General features: G+C 65.4%; 24 protein-coding genes. 14 read left to right on the top strand and 10 right to left on the bottom strand.

From position 1 onward, the window contains the following. Positions 1-69: 69 nt before the first annotated feature. The gene (gene rpsA / locus ABB25_RS04275) at positions 70-1,758 is read right to left on the bottom strand and encodes a 30S ribosomal protein S1 (protein ID WP_057664157.1); all 1,689 of its coding nucleotides are present in this window, start codon (positions 1,756-1,758) and stop codon (positions 70-72) included. 228 nt (positions 1,759-1,986) lie between these two features. Beyond that, complete coding sequence (gene cmk, locus ABB25_RS04270; RefSeq protein WP_057664154.1) at positions 1,987-2,670, bottom strand: (d)CMP kinase; 684 nt, start codon at positions 2,668-2,670, stop codon at positions 1,987-1,989. A gap of 197 nt (positions 2,671-2,867) precedes the next feature. On the opposite strand from cmk, the gene ykgO reads away from it, so the two are divergent. The 8 genes from ykgO to ABB25_RS04235 all read left to right on the top strand — a co-directional run bounded on the left by ykgO (position 2,868) and on the right by ABB25_RS04235 (position 8,210). Next, positions 2,868-2,993 carry a type B 50S ribosomal protein L36 gene (gene ykgO / locus ABB25_RS14185; protein WP_005409283.1) on the top strand — a complete coding sequence of 42 codons (126 nt, stop codon included), beginning with the start codon at positions 2,868-2,870 and terminating at the stop codon, positions 2,991-2,993. Between the two features lie 133 nt (positions 2,994-3,126). Then, entirely contained in the window at positions 3,127-3,456 is a 330-nt protein-coding gene (locus tag ABB25_RS04265) for a hypothetical protein (protein WP_057664151.1), read from the top strand. Positions 3,457-3,516: 60 nt separating this feature from the next. Next, positions 3,517-4,557: an agmatine deiminase family protein gene (locus ABB25_RS04260; RefSeq protein ID WP_057664148.1), complete on the top strand. Its 1,041-nt coding sequence runs from the start codon at positions 3,517-3,519 to the stop codon at positions 4,555-4,557. Between the two features lie 85 nt (positions 4,558-4,642). Further along, positions 4,643-5,530, top strand: a complete 888-nt coding sequence (locus ABB25_RS04255) for a carbon-nitrogen hydrolase (RefSeq protein WP_057664145.1) — start codon at positions 4,643-4,645, stop codon at positions 5,528-5,530. A 10-nt stretch (positions 5,531-5,540) separates the two neighbouring features. Further along, a complete protein-coding gene (locus ABB25_RS04250; protein ID WP_057664142.1) occupies positions 5,541-6,074 on the top strand; it encodes a GNAT family N-acetyltransferase in 534 nt (177 codons plus the stop codon). 2 nt (positions 6,075-6,076) lie between these two features. Beyond that, positions 6,077-7,324 carry a TraB/GumN family protein gene (locus ABB25_RS04245; protein ID WP_057664139.1) on the top strand — a complete coding sequence of 416 codons (1,248 nt, stop codon included), beginning with the start codon at positions 6,077-6,079 and terminating at the stop codon, positions 7,322-7,324. 113 nt (positions 7,325-7,437) lie between these two features. Continuing rightward, complete coding sequence (locus tag ABB25_RS04240; protein ID WP_057664137.1) at positions 7,438-7,782, top strand: c-type cytochrome; 345 nt, start codon at positions 7,438-7,440, stop codon at positions 7,780-7,782. A 104-nt stretch (positions 7,783-7,886) separates the two neighbouring features. After that, positions 7,887-8,210 carry a c-type cytochrome gene (locus ABB25_RS04235; RefSeq protein WP_244477750.1) on the top strand — a complete coding sequence of 108 codons (324 nt, stop codon included), beginning with the start codon at positions 7,887-7,889 and terminating at the stop codon, positions 8,208-8,210. A gap of 24 nt (positions 8,211-8,234) precedes the next feature. Here ABB25_RS04235 and ABB25_RS04230 read toward each other — a convergent pair whose 3' ends face one another. Together ABB25_RS04230 and ABB25_RS04225 are read right to left on the bottom strand one after the other, a co-directional pair. Next, positions 8,235-10,121 (bottom strand): hypothetical protein, encoded by a 1,887-nt coding sequence (locus ABB25_RS04230; protein ID WP_152980986.1) that lies wholly within the window; start codon positions 10,119-10,121, stop codon positions 8,235-8,237. 18 nt (positions 10,122-10,139) lie between these two features. Next, positions 10,140-10,736: an NfuA family Fe-S biogenesis protein gene (locus ABB25_RS04225; RefSeq protein WP_057664129.1), complete on the bottom strand. Its 597-nt coding sequence runs from the start codon at positions 10,734-10,736 to the stop codon at positions 10,140-10,142. Between the two features lie 64 nt (positions 10,737-10,800). On the opposite strand from ABB25_RS04225, the gene ABB25_RS04220 reads away from it, so the two are divergent. Genes ABB25_RS04220 through zupT form a run of 3 tightly spaced genes read left to right on the top strand, consistent with a single transcriptional unit; the run spans position 10,801 to position 12,363 of the window. Then, positions 10,801-11,142, top strand: coding sequence for a 4a-hydroxytetrahydrobiopterin dehydratase (locus tag ABB25_RS04220; protein WP_057664127.1), 342 nt, complete (start codon positions 10,801-10,803; stop codon positions 11,140-11,142). A 6-nt stretch (positions 11,143-11,148) separates the two neighbouring features. After that, the gene (locus ABB25_RS04215; protein WP_057664124.1) at positions 11,149-11,565 is read left to right on the top strand and encodes an energy transducer TonB; all 417 of its coding nucleotides are present in this window, start codon (positions 11,149-11,151) and stop codon (positions 11,563-11,565) included. Positions 11,566-11,568: 3 nt separating this feature from the next. Continuing rightward, positions 11,569-12,363, top strand: coding sequence for a zinc transporter ZupT (zupT, locus tag ABB25_RS04210; RefSeq protein WP_057664121.1), 795 nt, complete (start codon positions 11,569-11,571; stop codon positions 12,361-12,363). Positions 12,364-12,387: 24 nt separating this feature from the next. Here the strand turns inward: zupT and ABB25_RS04205 are convergent, their stop codons facing one another. Continuing rightward, positions 12,388-13,371, bottom strand: a complete 984-nt coding sequence (locus ABB25_RS04205) for an RluA family pseudouridine synthase (protein WP_057664118.1) — start codon at positions 13,369-13,371, stop codon at positions 12,388-12,390. Positions 13,372-13,767: 396 nt separating this feature from the next. On the opposite strand from ABB25_RS04205, the gene ABB25_RS04200 reads away from it, so the two are divergent. Continuing rightward, on the top strand, positions 13,768-17,016 hold the full coding sequence (locus tag ABB25_RS04200; protein WP_083488089.1) for an Rne/Rng family ribonuclease: 3,249 nt from the start codon (positions 13,768-13,770) through the stop codon (positions 17,014-17,016). A 91-nt stretch (positions 17,017-17,107) separates the two neighbouring features. Here ABB25_RS04200 and ABB25_RS04195 read toward each other — a convergent pair whose 3' ends face one another. From ABB25_RS04195 to ispG, 3 genes are all read right to left on the bottom strand, one after another. Further along, positions 17,108-17,758 carry a response regulator gene (locus ABB25_RS04195; protein ID WP_057664113.1) on the bottom strand — a complete coding sequence of 217 codons (651 nt, stop codon included), beginning with the start codon at positions 17,756-17,758 and terminating at the stop codon, positions 17,108-17,110. A gap of 145 nt (positions 17,759-17,903) precedes the next feature. After that, a complete protein-coding gene (locus ABB25_RS04190) occupies positions 17,904-18,515 on the bottom strand; it encodes a phosphatase PAP2 family protein (RefSeq protein WP_057664110.1) in 612 nt (203 codons plus the stop codon). A 34-nt stretch (positions 18,516-18,549) separates the two neighbouring features. After that, positions 18,550-19,818: a flavodoxin-dependent (E)-4-hydroxy-3-methylbut-2-enyl-diphosphate synthase gene (gene ispG / locus ABB25_RS04185; protein ID WP_057664108.1), complete on the bottom strand. Its 1,269-nt coding sequence runs from the start codon at positions 19,816-19,818 to the stop codon at positions 18,550-18,552. A 71-nt stretch (positions 19,819-19,889) separates the two neighbouring features. Between ispG and ABB25_RS04180 the strand changes: the two genes are divergently transcribed. Both ABB25_RS04180 and ABB25_RS04175 read left to right on the top strand, forming a co-directional pair. Further along, positions 19,890-21,119: an ATP-binding protein gene (locus ABB25_RS04180; protein ID WP_057664105.1), complete on the top strand. Its 1,230-nt coding sequence runs from the start codon at positions 19,890-19,892 to the stop codon at positions 21,117-21,119. Continuing rightward, positions 21,116-21,679, top strand: coding sequence for a response regulator transcription factor (locus ABB25_RS04175; RefSeq protein WP_057664102.1), 564 nt, complete (start codon positions 21,116-21,118; stop codon positions 21,677-21,679). The genes ABB25_RS04180 and ABB25_RS04175 overlap by 4 nt, the downstream gene beginning before the upstream one ends. Before the next feature lie 17 nt (positions 21,680-21,696). Here ABB25_RS04175 and pgi read toward each other — a convergent pair whose 3' ends face one another. Then, positions 21,697-23,211 carry a glucose-6-phosphate isomerase gene (gene pgi, locus ABB25_RS04170; protein ID WP_057664099.1) on the bottom strand — a complete coding sequence of 505 codons (1,515 nt, stop codon included), beginning with the start codon at positions 23,209-23,211 and terminating at the stop codon, positions 21,697-21,699. Positions 23,212-23,234: 23 nt separating this feature from the next. After that, positions 23,235-23,615, bottom strand: a complete 381-nt coding sequence (panD, locus tag ABB25_RS04165; RefSeq protein ID WP_057664097.1) for an aspartate 1-decarboxylase — start codon at positions 23,613-23,615, stop codon at positions 23,235-23,237. Between the last annotated feature and the right edge of the window lie 91 nt (positions 23,616-23,706).

The raw sequence follows: 23,706 nt of genomic DNA, 5'->3' as shown, positions 1-23,706 counted from the left end.
TGGAAGCTTGCGCAACAATGGCCCGGGAGCTCCCGGGCCATTGCCTTGTTTACCGCTTGAGCCGGACGATTACTCGCCCTTGCCGCCGAGCTGTGCACGCAGCAGCGCGCCCAGCTGGGTGGTGGCGCCCGAGGCAGAGGAGTATTCCTCCAGCACTTCGCGCATTTCAGCGTCGTCCTTGGCCTTGATCGACAGCTGCAGGGTGCGGCCCTTGCGGTCCATGCCCACGAACTTGGCTTCGACCTTGTCGCCGACCTTCAGGAACTGGGTGGCGTCGTCAACACGCTCGTTGGCGATGTCACGGGCCATCACGTAGCCTTCGATGCCGTCAGCCAGTTCAATGGTGGCGCCCTTGGCATCCACTTCCTTCACCACGCCTTCGACCTTGGAACCCTTCGGGTTGGAAGCCATGTACTGACCGAACGGGTCCTGCTCCAGCTGCTTGACGCCCAGCGAGATGCGCTCACGCTCCGGATCGACTGCCAGCACAACTGCTTCCAGGGTGTCGCCCTTCTTGTAGTTGCGCACGACGTCTTCGCCGGTGGTGTTCCAGCTGATGTCGGACAGGTGGACCAGACCGTCGATGCCACCGTCCAGACCGATGAAGATGCCGAAATCGGTGATCGACTTGATCTGACCGGACACCTTGTCGTTCTTCTTGTGGATGGCAGCGAAGGTTTCCCACGGGTTGGCAGCAACCTGCTTCATGCCCAGCGAGATGCGACGACGCTCTTCATCAACGTCCAGCACCATCACTTCGACTTCGTCACCAACCTGCACAACCTTGGACGGGTTGACGTTCTTGTTGGTCCAGTCCATTTCCGAAACGTGCACCAGGCCTTCGACGCCCGGCTCGATTTCGACAAATGCGCCGTAATCGGTCACGTTGGAGACCTTGCCGAACACGCGGCTGTTGGCCGGGTAACGACGGGCGATGTTCTCCCACGGATCCTCGCCCAGCTGCTTCAGGCCCAGCGAAACGCGGTTGCGCTCGCGGTCGAACTTCAGCACGCGCACGTCCAGCTCGTCGCCGACGTTGACCACTTCGGACGGATGGCGCACGCGCTTCCATGCCATGTCGGTGATGTGCAGCAGGCCGTCGATACCGCCCAGGTCCACGAATGCGCCGTAGTCGGTCAGGTTCTTGACCACACCCTTCAGGATGGCGCCCTCGACCAGCTTGTCCATCAGTGCTTCGCGCTCTTCCGAGTGCTCCGACTCAACGACGGCACGACGCGACACGACAACGTTGTTGCGCTTGCGGTCCAGCTTGATCAGCTTGAACTCCAGCTCCTTGCCTTCCAGGTAGGCCGGGTCACGGACCGGACGCACGTCGACCAGCGAACCCGGCAGGAATGCGCGGACGTCCTTGATGTCGACGGTGAAGCCGCCCTTGACCTTGCCGCTGATGCGACCGGTGATGGTTTCGTTCTTTTCCAGAGCTTCTTCCAGCTCGTCCCACACCATTGCGCGCTTGGCCTTCTCGCGCGACAGCACGGTTTCGCCGAAGCCGTTTTCCAGCGAGTCCAGGGCGACCTTGACCAGATCGCCTTCGGCCACGTCGATTTCGCCAGCATCGTTACGGAACTGTTCGATCGGCACGATGCCTTCGGACTTCAGGCCGGCGTTGATCACCACCACGTCGCCGCGGACAGCAACAACGGTACCGGTGACGATGGCGCCCGGCTTCAGCTTGGCCAGATTGGTCTGGCTGGCTTCAAACAGTTCGGCAAAAGATTCGGCAAAAGATTCGGTCATTTGAGATTACTCAGATTGAACACACAGACAGGGGGATCGTCATCGATGCCCGGCTGTCCGCCCGGTTAGTCGACCCCGGTACAGCAGGTCGCGTGTGAAGTGAAAGAACCCGCCAGGCGTCATTGCCGGGCGGAAGGGTTTACAGCAATTGCTACAACTTCAGCCGCCCGAAAGTGGCCAACCTGCCAGTACCGCCAGCGGCGGCACCTGTAGTGATGCGACAACCCCTCACGGGGTCGCCGGTGCCGGCAGCAGGTCCAGCACGCGGGCCACGACGTCATCGATGCCCATACCGCTGGTATCGATTACAACGGCGTCATCGGCCGGCTTCAGCGGCGCCACGGTACGCTGTGCATCACGCGCATCGCGGGCCATGATTTCACGCAGAAGGTCGTCAAAGTTAACGCAAACACCCTTCTGACTCAACTGTTTATGCCGCCGCTGCGCGCGCTCCTCGGCGCTGGCGGTCAAAAAGACCTTGTACTGGGCATCGGCAAAAATCACCGTACCCATGTCGCGGCCATCGGCCACAAGGCCTGGCGCGCGCCTGAACGCCCGCTGACGCTCCTTCAGGGCCGAGCGCACTTCCGGGATGGCGGCAATGGCCGAAGCCACCGCGCCGGTAGTCTCCAGGCGCAATTCATCGGTGGCATCGACACCGTTGACCAGGACCCGCAGCTCACCTTCGGCACGCTCGACGAACTCGACCTGGGTGTCAAAGGTGCAGCGCACCAGTGCCGCCGCATCGGAAATATCCAGATTGGCCCAGCTGGCCGCCACACCCACCGCGCGATACAGCGCACCGGAATCCAGGTAATGCCACCCCAACCGCCGGGCAACAATGCGACTGACGGTACCCTTACCGGCCCCGGAAGGGCCATCAATGGTGAGAACGGTGGCAAGCTCGGTCATGAGGGAGACACTGGTGGACAAGCCGCCATTCTACTCCTTACCGCAGCCTCCAGCCGAACCGCCGCCAACGACAGACTTGTGCCGCGGCACAGAGGGCCGGTAGAATGGCGGGCTTGAACAAGCGCCTTGTCACCGGAGCGACATTGCATGTCCGCGGCGCGCTTACCAGATAACCACCGTTTACGCCGAGGTATGCCATGAAAGTTTTGTCCTCCCTGAAGTCGGCAAAGGCTCGTCACCGTGATTGCAAGGTCGTCCGCCGTCGCGGCAAGATCTTCGTGATCTGCAAGTCGAACCCGCGCTTCAAGGCTCGTCAGCGCTGAGCCTGCCCGGCTCTGCTGATCCTCACGGCAGCGTCACAGTGCCGTGAATTCACAAAAAACCGCCCTGTGGCGGTTTTTTGTTGCCCGATTTTTGCTGTAATCGCAACCTGATCTCAAGCTGGGGAGTAAGAGCATGATGCGTCTTCTGATTGTGGCCACCGCATTGGCCTTGACCGCCGTCACTGGCACCGCCCACGCCGACACACTGTTGATTGACCGGGCCAACAACAAGCCTGCCAGCGTAATTCCGGCCCGCGGCCAGAGCATGGACCAGGTCCGGGCCAGCTTCGGCGAGCCGACTGCGCGGCTGGAGCCACGTGGCGGCCAGAAACGCCAGTGGCCGACCATCAACCGCTGGACCTACCCGCAGTTCGTGGTCTACTTTGAAAAATCCCGGGTCATCGACGTCGTCGCCACCCAGGCCCGACCGGAAGAAATCGGCCCCAAGCCGCCGGTGCTGTAATCCCCTGCCAGTTGCTGGCACCCCTCCCTCGCCGGCGCGCCGGCAGTTGCCTGAATATCAATGACCGAGAACCTGCGTTTCCCGGCCGAATGGGAGTCCCAGTCGGCCATCCTGATTGCCTGGCCCCATGCCGACACCGACTGGGCTGACCGCCTGGGCCAGGTTGAAGAGACCTACATCGCGCTGGTGGCAGCGATTACCCGTTTCCAGCCGGTGGTGATCTGCGTGGCTGACGACGACCTGGAGACCTACGCCGAAATGCGCCTGCGCTCCAACCGGGTGGACATGCAGCGCGTGCGTTTTGTCACGGTGGCCTATGACGACACCTGGCTGCGCGACTCCGGTCCGATCACCCTCAAAAACGCCGATGGCAGCTTCCGCCTGCTGGATTTCCGTTTTACCGGCTGGGGCGGCAAGTTCGAGGCCAGCCGCGATGACCAGCTGGTCGGCGCACTGTTTGACGCCGGCCTGTTTGCCGATGCGCAGCGGGAAGTCATCGACTTTGCGCTGGAAGGCGGCGCCATCGATACCGACGGCCAGGGCACCCTGCTGACCACCTGGCAGTGCCTGCATGAACGCCACCCCGACACCAGCCGCGAGCAGCTCAGCGCCCGGCTGGCCAGCTGGCTCCGGCAGGACCGCGTGCTCTGGCTGGACCACGGCTATCTGGAAGGCGATGACACCGACGCCCATGTCGACACCCTGGTGCGCTTTGCCTCGCCCAGCTCGATCGTCTACCAGGCCTGCGATGACATCAATGACAGCCACTACGGCGAGCTCCAGGCCATGGGCCGCGAACTGGAAGCCCTGCGCACCCGCGAAGGCGCCCCGTACACGCTGTTCCCGCTGCCCTGGGCGCAGCCGGTGATGGACGATGGCCGCCGTCTGGCCGCCTCGTATGCCAACTACCTGATCCTCAACGGCGCGGTACTGATGCCGGCCTATGGCGATCGAGCCGATGACGCGGCCCGCGAGGTGCTGGCAGCGGCTTACCCGGACCGCGAGATCGTCCAGGTACCCTGCCGCCCCTTGATCTGGCAGAACGGCAGCCTGCACTGCATCACCATGCAGCTGCCGGCCGGCCTGCTGGCCAGCGCATAATTGTCCGCGGGCGCACGCCATTGCGCCCGCCACTGTCTCCTGATGCGGCCATCGGCCGCATCACCCGCACGCAGGATTTTTGTTCATGAGCCGCTCCCGCACCCTGACCGTCGCGCTGATCCAAGAGCGCAACCACGGCGACGCTGCCGCCAACCTCGCGGTGATTGCAGCCCGCGTTGCCGAAGCCGCCGCCAAGGGCGCCCGACTGGTGCTGCTGCAGGAACTGCACAACGGCGCCTACTTCTGCCAGCACGAATCAGTGGACGAATTCGACCTGGCCGAGACCATCCCCGGCCCCAGCACCGAGTTCCTGGGCAACCTGGCACGCCAGCACGGCGTGGTGATCGTCGGTTCGCTGTTTGAAAAGCGCGCCACCGGGCTGTATCACAACACCGCCGTGGTGCTGGAAACCGACGGCCGCCTGGTCGGCAAGTACCGCAAGATGCACATCCCCGATGATCCGGGCTTCTACGAGAAGTTCTACTTCACCCCGGGCGACCTGGGCTTCACCCCGATCGACACCTCGGTCGGCCGCCTGGGCGTGCTGGTGTGCTGGGACCAGTGGTACCCGGAAGCGGCACGGCTGATGGCGCTGGCAGGTGCGGACCTGCTGCTGTATCCCACCGCCATCGGCTGGGATCCGGAGGATGTGCCGGAAGAAAAGACCCGCCAGCGTGATGCCTGGGTGCTCAGCCACCGCGGCCATGCCGTGGCCAATGGCCTGCCGGTGCTGTCCTGCAACCGGGTCGGTCACGAAACCTCGCCACTGGGCGCCTCGGGCATCGACTTCTGGGGCAACAGCCATGTGCTTGGCCCACAGGGCGAGTTCATCGCCGAAGCCGGCACCGAGGCCACGCTGCTGGTGGTGGACGTGGACCTGGGCCGCAGCGAGCATGTGCGCCGGATCTGGCCCTTCCTGCGCGACCGCCGCATTGATGCCTATGCCGACCTGACCCGCCGCTACATCGACTGAGGCCTTGCAGATGCCCGTGCACATCCGCCCCGTCACTGTTGATGACATGCCGGCCATTACCGCCATTTATGCGGTAGAGGTCACCGATCTGGTCAACACCTACGAATACGACGTGCCGGACACAGCTGAAATGACCCGGCGGATGCAGGACATCTGCGCGCGCGGCTTTCCCTACCTGGTTGCCGAACGGGATGGCCAGGTGGTCGGCTATGCCTATGCCAACACCTACCGCAGCCGCATCGCCTATCAGTGGACAGTTGAAAACTCGGTCTATGTCGCCGCCGCTGCGCAAGGGCATGGCGTCGGCAGCGCCCTGCTCGGCGCGCTGATTGATGCCTGCACCCAGCGCGGCTACCGGCAGATGGTGGCGGTGATCGGCGAGCCTTCCAATACCGCGTCCATTGCCCTGCATGAACGCTTTGGCTTTACCCATGTCGGCACCTTTGTCGGCCTGGGCCGCAAGCACGGGCGCTGGCTGGATACCGTGCAGATGCAGCGCCCGCTCGGACCGGGCAATACCTGCCCACCGGACAATGAAGGTTGAACATGACTGATGTAACCCCGGCCACTACCGGCCTGGACGGCGCGCTGGCTGACCAGCCGGTGCGCGTGGTGGAACGCGATGGTGTCCACTTCACCCTGCTGGGCACCGCCCATGTGTCACCGGCCAGTGTCGCCGCCGTGGAAGCGGCCATTGGCTCGGGCCGGTTCGATGCCGTCGCCGTCGAGCTGGACGGGCAGCGCCTGGCCGCGATGGAAGATCCGCAGGCGATGGCACGGATGGACCTGGTGGAGGTCATCCGCAAGGGGCGCATTCCGTTGTTTGCAGCCAACCTGGCGCTGGCCGCATATCAGCGCCGCCTGGCTGAGCAACTGGAGATCGAGCCCGGCGCCGAACTCAAGCGTGCCGTCACCGCCGCACGCCAGCGCCAGTTGCCGGTGCAGCTGATCGACCGTGAGGTCGGCCTGACCTTCCGCCGCGCCTCCAAGCGTCTTGGGCTGTGGGGCAAGCTGCAGCTGGTCAGCGGCATCGCCGCCGGCCTGCTGTCCAAGGAAGAAGTCGGCGAGGCGGAGATCGAAAAGCTCAAGCAGGGCGACATGCTCGAAGCCAGCTTCGGCGAGTTTTCCCGGCAAAGCCCGGCCCTGTACGAAGCGGTGATCGCCGAGCGTGACCGCTACATGGCCGCACGCCTGCGCGAGGAAATCCACCTGGCCGGAGCCGATGGCGCAGCGGTGCCGAAAAACGTGCTGGCCGTGGTCGGTGCCGGCCACTTGGCCGGTCTGGCACGCCACCTGGAAGAAGACCAGGACGATGCCACCAGCATCCGCCAGGCACTGGAAGCGGTGCCGGTCAAACGCAACATCCCCTGGTTCACCCTGGCGGTGCTGGCCGTGATTGTCAGCGGCATCGTCTACGGCTTCGCCTCCGGCGGCATGGGCATGGGCGCCGAACTGCTGGCCACCTGGGCCTTGCTCACTGGCGGGCTGGCCGGTCTGGGCTGCCTGGCCGCGCGCGGTCACCCGCTGAGCATCCTGACCGCCCTGGTAGCCGCACCGTTCAAGCCGTTCCGGCTGAGCATCCCGACCGGCGCCTTCGCCTCACTGGTGGAGGCGCGTCTGCGCAAACCGGCCTATGCCGACTTCATGGCGCTGCGCGATGACACCCAGCATCTGGCCGGCTGGTACCGCAACCGGATTACCCGGGTCCTGCTGGTGTTCCTGCTGACCAATGTCGGTAGCGCGGCCGGCCTGTGGCTGACCATCGCCCGTTTTGGCAGCCGTCTGAGCGGCTGATAGGCCCCGGTTGCTGCCACTGGTTGCAGCAACACTGAATGTGCAGGCTATACTCAGCCCGTTCCGTGTCCCCACGGCGGAACGACCAGACACCTGCACACCGGACCTTACCAATGCGCATCACGCCGTTGACCGTTTGCCTTGCTCTGGCCGTCTGCCTGCCGTCGGCCCTGTGGGCCGTGCCGGCCCAGGCCCAGACTCCGCCCACCCCCAACCCGGCCAATGGCCGTCAATTGGCCTATACCTGCCAGGGCTGCCATGGGGTGACCGGCTACAAGAACGTCTACCCCAGCTACAAGGTTCCAAGAATCGGCGGGCAGTCGGCCGCGTACCTGAGCCAGGCCCTGCACGCCTACCGTGACGGCAAGCGTGTGCACCCGACCATGCAGGCACAGTCCGGCAGTTTCAGCGAGCAGGACATCGCCGATCTGTCCGCCTACCTGTCCAGCCTGGAGTGACTGCCGCCATGCCCTTGATTGCCACCCGCCTGTTGCTGGCCAGCCTGGTACTGGTCGGCGCCACTGCCTGCACCCCGCAGAGTGACCCTGAAACCGGCCGCAGCCTGGCGCCTTCGGCCGGCCTGCCTGCCGCCAATGCAGCCGCCGGACAGGCCGTTGCCCAACGCAAGGGCCAGGCCACCGGCCAGAGCTGCATCGATTGTCATGGCGCCGATGGCAATGCGCCGATTGACCCCAGCTACCCGAAAATCGGTGGCCAGTATGCCGATTACCTCGCCCACGCCCTGGTCGGCTACCGTGACGGCAGCCGCCAGCATGTGCTGATGAACCCGCAGGCAGCCGACCTCAGTGACCAGGAAATCGCCGATGTGGCGGCCTGGTTTGCCAGCCGCCCCAGCCAGCTGCGCGATCTCACCACCCTGCCCTGAAGGGCCTGCCAGAGCCACCCGCCGCTACGGCAGCCCTTGCCGGCTGCCATTGTCGTCCTGCAGTGCCGGCTTGAACGGGATGTCCGGCGCGGGCCGTGCCCGCGCTGGCTGCTCCTGCATGTTCACGTCGGTCACGCCGCATCCGCCACCGAACTGCAGCAAGGAGATCACACAGCTGATCGTGCCGCTGCCACCGGGCAACGGAATCTCGACCTGTCGGATCCCCTGGCGCACCCACTCGGCCAACAGCGACTCATTGGGCACCCAGTAGCGGTCAAAGCGCCCGGCGCGATGCCCGGGCGGCGGCCGGCGCAGCCATGTTCCGCCAGCATCCAGGCGTTGACGCGTCCACTGGTCATTCTCTCCGCCCGGTGCTCCGCGCCTGGCCTGGGCCGGTGGCAAGTCTGCCGCGCGCAGCCCGGCGGGCATGCCCGCACGGGCTGAATCCCCCGTGGCGGGGCCGACAGCGGACCAGTCATCGCTGCCGGCCGTACGCCGCGACCAATCCTGGGCGGTACCGGCCGCAGCGCGGTATCCGTCCTCGGTCGCGGCCGCCGCTCCAGCCGATACCGGCGGCGCAGCCATGCCGGCCGGCTCGGCACGGGGTTGCGCCGCTGGCGCTTCGGCACCCTCCGCAAGCAGGCGTCCGTCCACAGGCAACGGCGTGGCCCGCGCGGGCAGGTGGATTTCGCGCTCGGCCACCGCCAGTGCGCGGCCTGCTGCGTCCGGAACGGCAATCGACGGTACTACCTTCAGCCCGGCGATCGATGGGGCCAACTGGCGCAGCGCGACTTCATGCTCGGGCACCGACGGCACCTCCAGCGTACTGCCCGCCTTCAGCGGCGCGGCGGGCTGCACGCCGGTCAGTTGCGGCGCAGGTTGCCGCAGGGCAATGTCGCGCTCGGCCACGGCCAACGCCGGCGCATCCCGCACCGCTGGAATCGCCAGCTGGCCTACCGGCACGGGTGCCACCGAGGGAGCCGCGATGGCCATCGGGATACTGCGCTCAGGCACGGCCAGGGTGCGCGGCGCCACGACCACCGGTGCGGACGGCAACACGACAGACCTTGCCTTCGGCACGGCCGATGCCAGTTCCAGCGTACGTTCGACAACGGCCAGCTCCGGCGCCTGCTCGAGCACAAAATCCAGCGGCCGCGGCGCAATGGCGCGTAGCGGTGGTGGCGTCTGCACCATCACTGGCAGCTCGGCTGCCGGCGAAACCTCCGCCGCCAATACCGGCGGCGGAGGTAAGGGCCGCACATCGGGCTCCGCCGCCAGTGGCGTTGGCGTCTGCAGCGGCAGGCTTTCCCCGGCCGGGACGGTGGGCAACGCAGCGGTGGCAGCGCTGTCAACCGCCACTACCTCGACCGTCGCGTCTGCCGCCGCCGCATCGGTCAGGCGTGATGCGCCAGTCCGCTGGACCGCTGGCTGGCTGGCAGCGGCCGACCTTGCCACTGCCGCCTCACCACTGCCCGCGTCTGCCATCTGCCCCTGCTCCTGTCCGGCGGAGACGAAGCGCAGGGCCATCCGTTCACCCTGCTGCTCCCCCGCCGTCATCGGCATCGAGCTGCGCACCAGCGCTATCCACAGCAACAGCAGCACAAACCCCAGGTGCAGCCCGGCACTGAGCACCGCCGCAACCAGACGCAGCATGCGCTGATCGGCCGCCGGCTCCGGACCCATCTGCCAGCACAGCAGCGCCAGCCAGGCCGGCCAGGCCGAGGGCGCCGGCCGCTTCTGCACTACCGGACAGGCCTGCAGGCAGGCGATCATCGCATCGCGCCGCGTCGGTACCGGTCTGGGGTACAGCCGCATCCACAGCGACCAGCGCTGTTGAACAAAAACATCGGGCGCGGAATGAACGCGCCCGAGAATGCCGTCGATGATGTCCTGACGGCGCGATTGGCTCACCGGCAGCAACCTGGCGTATCAGCCGGCATCAGTGCGCGGGATGTACGGTGCCGTACCGCTTTCGTGGTCGGTCGCATCGCGTACGGCCGTCACCCCGGGCACCTTGCTGATCAGCGTTTTTTCAATGCCCTGCTTCAAGGTGACATCGGCCATCCCGCAGCCATGACAGCCACCGCCAAAACGCAGCAGCACCACGCCGTCGGCAGAAACTTCCTGCACCGAGACCCGGCCGCCATGCGAGGCCAGCTGCGGGTTCACCTCGTTCTCGACCACCCAGGCCACGCGCTCGACCATCGAGGCCGTTTCGGGCGGCGCATCGCCCTTGATCCGCGGCGCCTTGATCGTCAGCTGCTGGCCACCGTTGGCGTCGACCAGATCGATCTGCGCACCGTCCAGCCAGGCCACGCTGGTGGCCGCGACATACACGGTGAAACCGTCACAGTCGATCGCCCATTCATCGCCGACCAGGTCAGCCGGCTCGGCGAACTCAAGGCGTGCGTCGGCCTGCGGCGTACCCGGCTCGATGGCCTGCAGGCGCACCCCCATGCCGGGCACGGATTCACGTTCAATCAAACGGCGGAAATAGCGCTGCGCGCTGTCAGAGATCTGGATCATGGCACTATTCTAGCCTTGTCCTGCGCGCTGGCGGTTGGCGCGCCTCATTCAACCCGGAGAGCCCATGACCCAGCCCATCGACCTGTACAGTGCCCGCTGCATTCCCCGCTCCGGCGCCGAACATCGCCTCAGCGTGGCCGAGCTGGACGCCTATCTGGCCAGGCTTCCCGGCTGGGAACTGGTCGCTGATGGCAAAGTGCTGCAGCGCCGCTTCAATTTTGCCGACTATTACCGGACGCTGTCCTTCGTCAATGCACTGGCCCACATTGCCCACCGCCAGGATCACCATCCGGACCTCTCGGTGCACTACGACCGGGTGCTGGTGCACTGGTCAACACACGACGTTGGCGGGCTGAGCCTTAATGATGTGATCTGCGCTGCCCAGACCAGCGCGTTGACCGAGTAAACCGCCATGAACCCACGTATTGCGCTCCTGTTGCCTACGGCCCTGCTGCTGGCTGCCTGCCAGGGCGACCAGCCAGCCCCCAGCCAGGCCACGCCTGCCCCCACTCCGGTCGCTGCCATCTCGACCCCGCCGCCAGCGTACCCGGCCGAAGTTGCCTGTACCGGCGGCGAAGGCACCAGCGTGCTGAAAGTCAGCATCGGCCCGGCCGGCATCCCCGAACAGGTTGTCGTCCTGACCAGCTCGGGCATCCCGGCACTGGACCAGGCCGCACAGGCCGCAGTGGAAGGCTGGAAGTTCCGCGCCGCCACCCGCAACGGGCAGCCAGTCAGCGCCAGCATCCAAGTGCCGGTGACCTTCCGGCTGCCTGCCGAGCTGCCCAACGACTGCTACCTGGTACAGGAACGCCTGCGTCGCGGCGGTTGATGGATGTCAGCCTTCGGCGTCGCCTTGCTGGTCACCACCGCCGCGGGCCTGGCCACCGGCATTGGCGCGACGCTGGTACTGTTCACCCGCCGCCCCAGCCTGCGTCTACTGGCCTTCGGGCTGGCGTTCGCGGCCGGGGCGATGGTGTATGTCTCACTGGCTGAAATCCTGCCCAAGGCCACCGTTGCCTTCACCGGCGTGCATGGCGCCCGCCTTGGCCCGGCCTGGGCAACGGCGGCCTTCCTCTGTGGCCTGCTGCTGATCGCCGTACTGGACCGGCTGCTGCCCAATCCGCACCACAGTCTGGACAAGGACGAGCCGCAGCGGGCTGCCGACAGCGCCGTCCATCTGCGCAAGGTCGGCCTGCTCACTGCCATCGCCATCGGTGCGCACAACCTGCCAGAAGGGCTGGCCACCTTCTTTGCCACCCTGCAAAGCCCGGCGCTGGGCCTGCCCCTGGCCCTGGCCATTGCGGTGCACAACATTCCCGAAGGGGTTGCCATCGCCATCCCGGTGTTTGCGGCCACGCAGTCGCGACGGCTGGCCATTGGCATCAGCCTGGCGGCGGGCCTGGCCGAACCACTGGGCGCATTGATCGGCTACGCCGTGCTCGGCCAGGCGCTGTCGGCAACCAGCTACGGCTGGGTGTTCGGGCTGATAGCCGGCATCATGGTGTTCCTGTCACTGGATGAGCTGCTGCCGGCCGCCAAACGCCATGCCGCCGGCCATGAAACGGTGTATGGCCTGATTGCCGGCATGGCCCTGGTGGCCATCAGCCTGGTGCTGTTTGCGTGGTAGGCCAACAGCACCGGCGCCGGGCAGTCAGCGCCCCAAACGCTCCAGCACCTGGGCCAGCTCCGGTGCCAGCGGTGCACTGAGCAGATACGGGCGCTTGCCACCATCGAGGCGGAACTCCAGCGAAGCGGCGTGCAGGAACAGGCGTTTGAGCCCGACCTGCTCGCGCAGGCGCCTGCTGACCACCTCATCGCCATATTTGTCATCACCGGCGACCGGATGGCCGATGTACTGCGCGTGCACCCGGATCTGATGGGTGCGGCCGGTTTCGATGCGCACCTGGCAAAAGGAATGGCCGCCGCGGCGCTCCAGCACGGTGAAATGACTGACCGAGGGTTTGCCGATCGCATTGACCTGGACGTGGCGCTCCCCGCCCTGGCGCAGACCAACGTGCAGGGGCGCATCCACGGTCATCACCCCGTCGGGCATGCGCCCGACCAGCAGGGTCAGATAATGCTTGATGATGCCGGCACCATGATCCTCGCGCAGCAGGGCCTGCAGTTCCGTCAATGCCGAGCGCTTCTTGGCCACGATCAGCAGCCCGGAGGTGTCACGGTCCAGCCGGTGCACCAGCTCGAGCATCTTGCCCGGACGCAATGCGCGCAGGGTCTCGATCGCGCCATGGCTGATCCCGCTGCCGCCATGGCTGGCCACCCCCGAGGGTTTGTTCAGTGCCAGCAGGTATTCATCCTCGAACACGATCGCCTCTTCCAGGCGCTTCATGAACGCCTCCGGCGGACCGGCCTTCTGCTGGCCCTCGCTCTCCAGCCGTACCGGCGGAATGCGCACCTCGTCACCGGCTTCCAGCTTGCGTTCGGCCTTGGCCCGGCCACCATTCACCCGCACCTGGCCGGAACGCACGATCTTGTACACCAGTGAACGCGGCGCGCCCTTCAACTGGCCCAGCAAGAAGTTGTCCAGGCGCTGGCCAGCACGGTCTTCGGACACGCGCACCATGCGCACGCCGGGTTTGTCAGCACCGGGCTGAGAGGTCACATCAGAAGCATTCATATAGGCACGTATTCTGTTACACTCGAGCGGCGATATAAGGGATTGATTTCGCTGCGGGTTGAACGGGCCGAAAGCCCCGCCCCCAGCGGGTCCGGCTTAAGTTCGCTGCCACCGCCCCCGGGGCGGCCATGTTAGCGGCTCACCGGCCTTCCCGGCCATCGCCTGGCACCACAAGTGCCTGCGCTGAACATGTCCCGCGCGGCGAGGCCAGAAGTTGGCACCGCCGCCGGTCCTGCAACACACCAAAACTTAAATGAGCGCTCCCGCGGCCTGCCGTGGTGTCGTAGCGCTGGACGCCCGGCCCCTTCCCCGCGCATGCGCGACTAAGGGCCGGACAGTGGCCAGAGGCGAAACCCCATGGCGTTCCGCGCGGTAGCAGCGCGCGAGGAACGCACAATGAAGCGAATGCTGATCAATGCCACGCAGGCTGAAGAACTGCGCGTGGCAATTGTCGACGGACAAACCCTGTACGACATCGATATCGAACAGCCGTCCAAGGAACAGAAGAAGTCCAATATCTACAAGGGCCGTATCACGCGACTGGAACCGTCGCTGGAAGCGGCCTTTGTCGAATACGGCGGCGACCGCCATGGCTTCCTGCCGTTGAAGGAAATCTCCCGCGATTACTTCCAGGCCGGTGTTGACCACAACAAGGCCAGCATCAAGGAACTGTTGCGTGAAGGCCAGGAAGTCGTTGTCCAGGTCGACAAGGAAGAACGCGGCAACAAGGGCGCGGCGCTGACCACGTTCATCTCGCTGGCCGGCCGCTACATGGTGCTGATGCCCAACTCGCCGTCCGCCGGCGGTGTCTCGCGCCGGATCGAGGGTGAAGACCGTGCCGCGCTGAAGGAAGCGCTGGACAAGCTCAACATCCCCGACGACATGGGGGTGATCATCCGCACCGCCGGTGTTGGCCGCGATGCCGAAGAGCTGCAGTGGGACCTGGATTACCTGCTGCAGGTCTGGAAGTCCATCGCCGAAGCCGCGCTGACCAAGCCGGCCCCGTTCCTGATTTACCAGGAGTCACGCCTGATCGTACGCGCGTTGCGCGACTACCTGCGTGCCGATATCGGCGAGATCCTGGTCGACACCCAGGAGATGTATGACACCGCCCGCGAGTTCATGCAGCAGGTGATGCCGCAGACCCTGCGCAAGCTGCGTCATTACAAGGACGACATTCCGCTGTTCAACCGTTTCCAGATCGAATCGCAGATCGAAGCGGCCTACGAGCGGCATGTCCGCCTGCCGTCCGGCGGCTCGATCGTGATGGATCAGACCGAGGCGCTGACCGCGATCGACGTCAACTCCGCGCGCGCCACCAAGGGCGGCGACATCGAGGAAACCGCATTCAACACCAATCTGGAAGCGGCCGAGGAAGTGGCCCGCCAGTTGCGCCTGCGTGACCTCGGCGGGCTGGTGGTGATCGACTTCATCGACATGGCCTCCTCCAAACACCAGCGCGAGGTCGAAAACCGCCTGCAGAATGCGCTCAAGTATGACCGTGCCCGCATCCAGCTGGGCCGCATCAGCCGTTTCGGCCTGATGGAAATGAGCCGCCAGCGCCTGCGTCCGAGCCTGGGTGAATCCAGCCAGCTGGTCTGCCCGCGTTGCGAAGGCCAGGGGCGCATGCGCAGCATTGAATCGCTGTCGCTGTCGATCATCCGCGTGACCGAAGAGCATGCGATGAAGGAAAACACCGGGCAGGTGCTGGTCCAGGCCCCGGTGGAGATTGCCAACTTCCTGCTCAACGAAAAGCGCGGTGCACTGCGCGAAATCGAGCAGCGGCACAAATCACCGATCATCATCGTTGCCGACGAGCAGTTGCACTCGCCGCATTACACGGTTACCCGCCTGCGTGAAAACGAGCTGGGCGAGGAAACCAGCAAGCCCAGCTACCAGCGTGGCACCCCACGCAAGCTGCCGGTACTGGCCTTGACCAAGGCACAGCTGAACATTCCGGCCACCCCGGCAGTCACCAATGTCAAGCACAGCCAGCCCGCTCCGGTGCGTGAGCCGGTCCCGGTACAGCCGGTTGCTCCTGCGCCGGCACCGCCCCAAGCACCGGCCAGCACCGGCTTCATCGGCTGGATCAAGCGTCTGTTCGGTGCCACCGAAACCGATAGCCGCCCGGCGCCGGCAAAGTCGGACAACAACCGCAACCCGCGCAACAACCGCAACAATCGCGGCAACAAGGACGGCCACAACCCGCAGCAGCGGCAGAAGGACAAGCCGCGCGATGAGCGCCGTCGCCAGGACGCCGACAAGCCGGCCCAGCAGGCAATGGCCCAGTCCCAGCCGGTGCGCGCAGACCTGGAAAAGATGCCGCGTGAAGACGGCCAGCAAGGCAGCAAGCGCCAGAAAAACCGTAACCGCGGCAAGGAACAGGGCAGCAACACTGCCGGCAGCGGCCAGCAAGCGGGCAATCCGCAAGGCAATGGCAGCCAGCAGACACCGAACCAGCAGGGTGGCGAGCGCAGCAACCCGCGCCAGAACAGGGGCGGTGACAAGCCGCAATCCGCGCCCGAGCGTGGCGAGCGCACCGGCCGCGCCCAACCGGCACCGGTAGCCGAGAGCGCCGCTGTTGAAAGCCTGCCGGCTACTGACGTGGCCAGCACTGCGGTGGCCGCGGCAACAATGACCGGCACTGCCGTCATCGCCACCGCTTCGGGCGTACAGGCAGCGCCGGCAGCAGCCAATGCCGCCGAGCCGACCGACAGCTCCGCACAGGGCAATGACGAGGCAGCCAGCCCGGCAGCAGAAGTGTTGGGCAATGCCGAGCCCGGTGATGAAAGCAGCGCCGAAGCAGGCCGCCGTCGCCGTGGTCGTCGCGGTGGTCGTCGTCGTCGCCGCAATGGCAACGAAGGCAGCGCCAGCGGCGAAGAGGGTGAAAACAACGACAGCCTGTCTGACCTGCTGGGCGATGATGCCGAGCATGAGGGCGATGACACTGGCCAGGAGCATGCCGGCACAACCGAGCGCGCGGCCAAACCGGCAGTGACTACCCCCAGCATGGAGTTCGACTTTGATGACGAGCCCAACCCGGCTAGGCTGCAGCAACGCAGTGCCAGGACTGCCCCCCTTGGCCAGCCGGTGCAGACCAGCGAGCAGACCCTGGCCATGGCAGTAACCGCCACGGCGACGGCTGCGGCCGAACCGGCAGCAACGGCACCGCAATCTGCCCAGGCCAGCACTCCGGACAGTCCGGCAGTTGCGGTTCAAGCCCAGGCCCAGCAGCCGGCAGCCACCACTGCTGCCGATGCCGGCAGCACGGCAGCGGTGACCCAGGTCAGCCCTGCGGCCTCCACCGAGGCTGTGCAGGTCAGCCAGCCGGCAGAGGCATCGCATGTGTCTTCAGGCCCGGCCGTCCCGGCCACTGGCGTCGAGGCAAGCGCTGACAGCACAGCAAGCACCGAGGCCAGTGATGAACCGGCCGGTTCCAGCGTCCTCGCCGAGACCAGCCACGCAACAACGGCAAGCGTGGAACCGACGGCCGTCGCTGCTGAAACCGTTGCCGCAGCCGAGGCAGTGGTCGATCAGGACACCACGCTGCAACCGCAGCAGGGCGAGCTGGCAATCGATCCGGCTCCTGCAGACAGTACCGAGGTCGCTGCCGCCGATACTGCCGGCAAGGACAAGTCGGCCTGATCAAAGCCGTTGAGCTGCAAACAGGAAGGGCGGCCATTGGCCGCCCTTCTTGTTGATACCCAGCAACACCCGGGATTGAACCAGTCGCGGATCAATCCAGCGAGTGGGTGGCATCGGCCATCCCGTACTGGCTGGCAAGCCGCGCCAGCGCGATGGTGTCATGCACTTTGAGCTTGTCAAAAAGCCGCGCCTTATGGGTATTGATGGTTTTGGCACTCAGGCTCAGGCGCCGCGCAATCTCTTCCTGACGCATCCCCTGCACGAGCAGCATCGCCACCTCCAGCTCGCGCGGCGACAGCAGATCAAACGGCGACTGGCCGCCATCCAGATGGGCCAGGGCCATGTGCTGGGCCACACTGGAGCACAGATAGCGCCGCCCCAGGGCCACTTCCCGCACCGCGCGCAGCAGCTCACTGGCATCGCCCCCCTTGCCGACATAGCCGGAAGCACCGGCTTCCAGCAAGCGCTTGGGCATCGGCCCGTCTTCGAGCACCGAGACAATGATCACCCGGGTATGCGGTTGCCCCTTGATGATCCGCTCGGTCACTTCCAGACCGCTGACGCCCGGCAGGTGCAGGTCACACAGCACCACATCCGGCTGCAACCTGCGCACTTCCGGCAAGGCCAGCTCGCCACTGTCAGCCTCACCGACCACCTCGATATCGGTTTGACTACTGAGGATCATCCGCATACCAGCGCGGACAAGGGCATGATCATCGAGCAGGTAAACCCTGATCGTCATTTACCACCTCCTTGATGGTGCATCGCCAGGCCGACGATGCCAATGAAGGCTTGCCGGTGTGGTCTAGGCACCGAGTCCTGCAAGCCGTTCGCCAACGCTATGGCCTGGATTGCGCCAATATGGTCAGCATGATGCGCGCCTGGCATTAGGAAATATCTGTTCTGCGGCACAGTTCTCTACCCTGTTGACGCGCTGTACACGCAGAAATGGCAAAAACCCAGCTCGCTGCCAGCAACCAGCCGGCGACAATATCACTGGGCCAATGCACGCCCAGGTAGAGGCGACTGAGGCCAACCAGCACAATGAAGCCGCTGGCAGACAGCAACAGCGGGTAACGCCAGCGGCTGGGCCAGGCCAGGATCAGCAACACCAGCATCAGCGTGAACGAACCCATCGCATGACCACTGGGAAAACTTGCGTTGTGTGCATCAGTCAACGCCGGCCAGAGCTGTGGCCGTTCCCGGGCAAAGAGCATTTTAACCAGCCAATTCAGCACACCCGAACCCGCGGTAGCGGCCAGCACAAAGAAAGCCTGCCGCCAGCGCCGCCGTAACGACAGCAGCACCACCAGCAATACATCCACCGGAATGACGCCGCGCTCGTGGCCGATCGCAGTGACCCCATGGAAAAAACGATCCCAACCGGGGCTGGCCCAACCATGCAGCCACCACATCAGCCGGTGATCAATTCCCTGCCAGGCACCAACATGGACCAACCAGGCATGGACCAAGAAACCCGTCGCGGTCAGGGCTGCCATCCACCACAGCCGCGGCAAGGGCCGCGATAGCGGGTTACTGCGCGCTTGCCGGTGCGTAACGTCGGTCGACATACGCATCAATCAGCGCCAGGAATTCATTGGCGATGTTGTCCCCGCGCAAGGTCACCGCCTTTTCGCCGTCGATGAACACCGGCGCCGCCGGGGCCTCGCCATTGCCCGGCAGTGAGATGCCGATATTGGCCTGGCGCGACTCTCCGGGGCCGTTGACCACACACCCCATCACCGCCAGCGTCATGTTTTCAGCACCGGGCCGGGTGATCCGCCAGACCGGCATCTGCTGGCGCACATGCGCCTGCACCACCTTGGCCAGTTCCTGGAAGAACTCCGAAGTGGTCCGGCCACAGCCCGGACAGGCCGTTACCATCGGGGTAAAGGCACGCTGCCCGGTGGTCTGCAACAGCTCCTGGGCAACAATCACTTCCTGGGTACGTGAAGTCCCCGGCTCGGGGGTGAGCGAGATGCGGATCGTGTCGCCAATCCCTTCCTGCAGCAGCACGGCCAGAGCAGCGGCCGAGGCGACGATGCCCTTGGAGCCGATGCCGGCTTCGGTCAACCCCAGGTGCAGCGCAAAATCCGAGCGCTGGGCCAGATCACGGTACACCGCAATCAATTCCTGCACCCCCGATACCTTGGCCGAGAGCACGATCCGCTCCTTGGCCAGACCCAGCTCCACGGCGGTATGGGCCGAATCCAGTGCCGAGCGGATCAGTGCTTCACGCAGTACGCGCGCCGCAGGCCAGGGCTCGGAAAGCTGGCTGTTTTCATCCATCAGCCGCGCCGCCAGTGCCTGGTCCAGCGAGCCCCAGTTGGCGCCGATCCGCACCGGCTTGTCATAGCGGATCGCAAACTCGATCAATTGCGCGAACTGGGTGTCCTTCTTCTTGCCGAAGCCGACATTGCCCGGGTTGATCCGGTACTTGGCCAGCGCTTGTGCACAGGCCGGTTCGGCCGCCAGCAACTGATGCCCGTTGTAATGGAAATCGCCAATCAACGGCACCTCGATGCCCATCATCGCCAGCTTGTCGACGATGCGCGGAATGGCCGCGGCTGACTCGGCGTTGTTGACGGTCAAGCGCACCATTTCCGAACCTGCACGCCACAGTTCGGCGACCTGGCGAACGCTGGCCTGGACATCGGCGGTATCGGTATTGGTCATCGACTGGACAACCACCGGGTTGCCCCCGCCGACGAGGACACCACCGATATTGACCGCGTGGGTGATGCGCCGTGGCCAGGCAGTGGCATCGGCGGGCGGAGTTGGGCGGGAAACGGCGTCGTACATGGCCCTATTCTAACCCGCCCACGCCATACTGGCGGCTTGTTTCAATCCTCGCGTTGTCCAGCGTCCACAGTATGCAGAGCTCCTCGCCCCCCCCGTTTTTGCGCACCCTGTGCAGCCTGCGCTGGCTGGCCACCGCTGGCCAGGCCGTGGCCATCCTGGTGGCCAGCAGCGTGCTGCAGATGCAGCTGCCACTGCTGCCACTATGGGCCGGCGTGTGCGCACTGGCGATGTTCAATGCCATCGTGCAGTGGCACCTGCCCAGACGCGCCAGTGAGCCCACCCCGGCCACTGCTTTCGGCCACATCCTGGTCGACATCACCGTCCTGACCTGGATGGTCGGCTTCAGTGGCGGCATCGCCAATCCGTTCGGGTCATTGTTCGTGATCCTGATTGCGCTGGCCGCATTGGCCTTGCCGCGGGCATGGAGCCTTGCGGTAGCGGCAGCGGCCGTACTGGGGTATCTGACCAGCGCACTGGCCGGCATCGAGCTGCCGGCCTCCAGCCTGTCGCCGACGCAACTGCAACGCTGGGGAAGTGCGATCAACTTCCTGCTGTCCAGCGTGGTCGTGCTGCTGTTTGCCACCCGCCTGGCCAGTTCGCTGCGCACCCGCGAGGCCGAACTGGCCGCACTGCGTGAACGCTTCACCCGCAACGAAGGCATCGTTGCGCTGGCCACCCATGCCGCTTCGGTCGCGCACGAGCTCAATACCCCACTGGCCACATTGACCCTGCTGATCGACGACCTGACCGAACAGGCACCCAACCAGGAATGGCACGAAGACCTCACCACCGCGCAACTGCTCCTGGGCCAATGCCGGCAACGGGTGCACGAACTGGCAGCCCCGGCGCAACAACACAGCGCGCGCGCAACCATCACCCTGGAGCAGGTCATCTGGCAGTGGCAGCTGGTCCGCCCGACCATTGACCTGCACCGCAATCCCACTGCCCCACTGCAGCAGCACGTCGAGCCTGCCGTGGCCCACCTGCTGATGGTGCTGCTCAACAATGCCGCCGACGCCAGCCAGCAGGCTGGCAGGCAGCGCATCGACCTGGAGCTGGAGTTGGCCGGGCAACACCTGCACGGACAGGTGCGCGACTACGGCCCGGGCTTTGACCCGCGCCAGGCTGCACTGCCGGGAAAATTGTTCAACAGCAGCAAGAGCGATGGTCTCGGCGTCGGTCTTGCCCTGTCGCATGCGACCATTGAACGGCTGGGGGGACAGTTATGGATGCGCCCCGCCGATGGACCCGGCTCCAGCGTCAGTTTCACCCTGCCGGTTAATTACCAGGACGCCCAATGAACATCGATGGCCTGCTCGTCGACGATGACCCGCTGTACCTGCGCACCCTGCAGCGCAGCCTGGCACGGCGCGGCATCCACGCCGATACCGCCACGGACCGCACCCAGGCGCTGGCACTGGCGCAGAGCCAGCTGCCGGCGTTTGTCCTGCTGGATCTGAAACTGGGCAATGACTCGGGGCTGGAGCTGATCCAGCCGTTGCGGGCGCTGCGTCCGGACATGCGCATCCTGCTGGTCACCGGCTATGCCTCGATCGCCACGGCCGTGGAAGCCATCAAGCTCGGTGCCGATGATTACCTGCCAAAGCCAGCCAGCCTGCCGGTGATCCTGCGGGCACTGGGCCTGGGCGAGGACAGCAGTACCGAGGCCGAAACCAGCGTCGAACTGCCGGAGACAATGACGCCCATCAGCCGCCTGGAATGGGAGCACATCCAGCAGGCCCTGCTGGAGACCAATGGCAACATCTCCGCCGCCGCACGCCTGCTGGGCATGCATCGCCGTTCGTTGCAGCGCAAGCTGGCCAAGCGCCCCAGTCCGGAACTGCCACCCGGGCGTGGCTGAGCCGTACCGGTGGCAGCTCAGCGATGCAGCTGGGCCAGCAGCTCGGCCGTCACCGGATCGTCCACGGTCACCGAGCGGTCACGCACGGCCGGCAGCAACGCACTGGCCACCTGCTTGCCCAGCTCGACACCAAACTGGTCGAACGCATTTATTCCCCACGCCAGCGACTGCACGTATACCGAGTGCTCGTACATGGCGATCAACGCACCCAGCGAGTACGGCGTCAGCGCATCGAGCAGCACGGTGGTGGTTGGCCGGCCGCCGGGATAATTCCGTTGCAGGTCGGCACTGGGCTGGCCATTGGCCAGCGACTGGGTCTGTGCCAGCAGGTTGGCCAGCAGGGCCTGGTGGGAGAGTGGATGCGGATCATCGCCGCGCACGCAGCCGATGAACTCACCACAGATCATCTGCGTGCCCTGGTGCAGGGCCTGGAAGAAGCTGTGCTGGACATCGGTACCTGCCCCGCCCCACCAGACAGGCACGGTATCGCCGCAGACGGGCCGGCCATCCACGCCCACCTGCTTGCCCAGGCTCTCCATCACCAGCTGCTGCAGATAGGCCGGCAGCAGGGCCAGGCGGGCGTCGTAACACATCACCGCATGGCTGGCATGGCCGCATGCATTGCGGTTCCAGATCTCGGTCAGGCCGTGCAGGAACGGCAGGTTCTGCTGCAGCGGCGCCTGCAGCACATGCGCATCGACCAGCGCCGCACCCTCATGCAGCTGCCGCCAGGCATCCATGCCCAGGGCCAGGGCGATCGGCAGGCCAACGGCGGACCAGAGCGAGTAACGGCCCCCCACCCAATCCCACATCGGCAGCACGCGCTCTGCAGCAATGCCGAACTGTTGCTGTGGACGCTGCACGTCGGCGCTGACTGCGTACAGGCGGCCCGCATCCCCCAACCAACGCTGCAGGATCGCGCCGTTGAACAGGGTTTCCTGCGTGGTGAAACTCTTGGAAATCAGGATCCCGGCCGTACGCGCCGGGTCCAGCCCGGCCAGGACCCGTTCGATGGCCATGCCATCGATATTGGAAACAAAGTGCACGGCAAACCGAGCGCCCTGCAGCGGCTTGAGTGCATCGCAGACCAGGCGCGGCCCCAGGTCGGAGCCACCGATGCCGATGCTGACGATGTCAGTGATGCCCGAAGCCTCCAGCTCGGCCACGATCGCGGCCAGGCGCTGCTCGGCGGCCAGCACCTGCGCACGCGCCGCTGCAGCCACCGGACCGCGCCCCAGATCACTGCGCAAGGCGGTATGCAGGGCAGGCCGGGCTTCGGTCAGGTTGACCGGAGCCCCATCAAACAGCCGGCGGAACGCCTGCGGCAGTTCCAGCGACTGGCCATATGCCCACAGCGCATCCAGCGCCGGCTGGTCATAGCTCTGGCGCGCAAAATTGGCGTACAGCGGACCGATACGCAGCGCCAGCTGCTGCGCCCTTCCCGGCTGTCTGCGGTTTAGATCCTCAATGCTGGATTGCGCCAGACGGCGTGCATGTGCACCCAGTGCGTCCCTGTACCCGGCTTGTGCCATTGCAACTCCCCGCAGCGTGCGTCTCAGGCTTTCTGAACCGGAATTCCGGTATTGGTATGGCTGATCCGGTTATTGCCATCGACATACACCAGCGTCGGCTGGAAGGCATCAGCCTCGGCCTCGCTCATGCTGGCGAAGGCAGCGATGATGATGATGTCGCCCACCTGCACATGGCGGGCGGCGCCACCATTGAGCGAAACGATGCCGCTGCCGGCCTCGGCGCGGATGGCATAGGTGGAAAAGCGTGCGCCGTTGGTCACGTCCCAGATGTGCACCTGCTCGAACTCACGGATGCCCGTGGCCTGCAGCAGGTTGTCATCAATGGCGATGGAGCCTTCATAGTTCAGCTCCGAGTGGGTCACGGTGGCGCGGTGGATCTTGGTCTTGAGCAGGGACAGTTGCATGGTGTGTGCCGCAGGCAGCGGCCATCGTTGTTTAAAGAGGGCAAGTCTAACAGGGCCGGCGAGGATGCTCGCCAGCGCCTGCTGCCTTGCA

This window comes from Stenotrophomonas koreensis, from assembly GCF_001431525.1.
GTDB lineage: Bacteria > Pseudomonadota > Gammaproteobacteria > Xanthomonadales > Xanthomonadaceae > Stenotrophomonas > Stenotrophomonas koreensis.
This window is presented reverse-complemented; position numbering and strand designations above follow the sequence as displayed.

Excerpts from the sequence above, each read along its gene's own strand:
- rpsA (WP_057664157.1), bottom strand. The coding sequence starts at position 1,758 with ATGACCGAATCTTTTGCCGAATCTTTTGCCGAACTGTTTGAAGCCAGC.
- cmk (WP_057664154.1), bottom strand. The coding sequence starts at position 2,670 with ATGACCGAGCTTGCCACCGTTCTCACCATTGATGGCCCTTCCGGGGCC.
- ykgO (WP_005409283.1), top strand. The coding sequence starts at position 2,868 with ATGAAAGTTTTGTCCTCCCTGAAGTCGGCAAAGGCTCGTCACCGTGAT.
- ABB25_RS04265 (WP_057664151.1), top strand. The coding sequence starts at position 3,127 with ATGATGCGTCTTCTGATTGTGGCCACCGCATTGGCCTTGACCGCCGTC.
- ABB25_RS04260 (WP_057664148.1), top strand. The coding sequence starts at position 3,517 with ATGACCGAGAACCTGCGTTTCCCGGCCGAATGGGAGTCCCAGTCGGCC.
- ABB25_RS04255 (WP_057664145.1), top strand. The coding sequence starts at position 4,643 with ATGAGCCGCTCCCGCACCCTGACCGTCGCGCTGATCCAAGAGCGCAAC.
- ABB25_RS04250 (WP_057664142.1), top strand. The coding sequence starts at position 5,541 with ATGCCCGTGCACATCCGCCCCGTCACTGTTGATGACATGCCGGCCATT.
- ABB25_RS04245 (WP_057664139.1), top strand. The coding sequence starts at position 6,077 with ATGACTGATGTAACCCCGGCCACTACCGGCCTGGACGGCGCGCTGGCT.
- ABB25_RS04240 (WP_057664137.1), top strand. The coding sequence starts at position 7,438 with ATGCGCATCACGCCGTTGACCGTTTGCCTTGCTCTGGCCGTCTGCCTG.
- ABB25_RS04225 (WP_057664129.1), bottom strand. The coding sequence starts at position 10,736 with ATGATCCAGATCTCTGACAGCGCGCAGCGCTATTTCCGCCGTTTGATT.
- ABB25_RS04220 (WP_057664127.1), top strand. The coding sequence starts at position 10,801 with ATGACCCAGCCCATCGACCTGTACAGTGCCCGCTGCATTCCCCGCTCC.
- ABB25_RS04215 (WP_057664124.1), top strand. The coding sequence starts at position 11,149 with ATGAACCCACGTATTGCGCTCCTGTTGCCTACGGCCCTGCTGCTGGCT.
- zupT (WP_057664121.1), top strand. The coding sequence starts at position 11,569 with ATGTCAGCCTTCGGCGTCGCCTTGCTGGTCACCACCGCCGCGGGCCTG.
- ABB25_RS04205 (WP_057664118.1), bottom strand. The coding sequence starts at position 13,371 with ATGAATGCTTCTGATGTGACCTCTCAGCCCGGTGCTGACAAACCCGGC.
- ABB25_RS04200 (WP_083488089.1), top strand. The coding sequence starts at position 13,768 with ATGAAGCGAATGCTGATCAATGCCACGCAGGCTGAAGAACTGCGCGTG.
- ABB25_RS04195 (WP_057664113.1), bottom strand. The coding sequence starts at position 17,758 with ATGACGATCAGGGTTTACCTGCTCGATGATCATGCCCTTGTCCGCGCT.
- ABB25_RS04190 (WP_057664110.1), bottom strand. The coding sequence starts at position 18,515 with ATGGCAGCCCTGACCGCGACGGGTTTCTTGGTCCATGCCTGGTTGGTC.
- ispG (WP_057664108.1), bottom strand. The coding sequence starts at position 19,818 with ATGTACGACGCCGTTTCCCGCCCAACTCCGCCCGCCGATGCCACTGCC.
- ABB25_RS04180 (WP_057664105.1), top strand. The coding sequence starts at position 19,890 with ATGCAGAGCTCCTCGCCCCCCCCGTTTTTGCGCACCCTGTGCAGCCTG.
- ABB25_RS04175 (WP_057664102.1), top strand. The coding sequence starts at position 21,116 with ATGAACATCGATGGCCTGCTCGTCGACGATGACCCGCTGTACCTGCGC.
- pgi (WP_057664099.1), bottom strand. The coding sequence starts at position 23,211 with ATGGCACAAGCCGGGTACAGGGACGCACTGGGTGCACATGCACGCCGT.
- panD (WP_057664097.1), bottom strand. The coding sequence starts at position 23,615 with ATGCAACTGTCCCTGCTCAAGACCAAGATCCACCGCGCCACCGTGACC.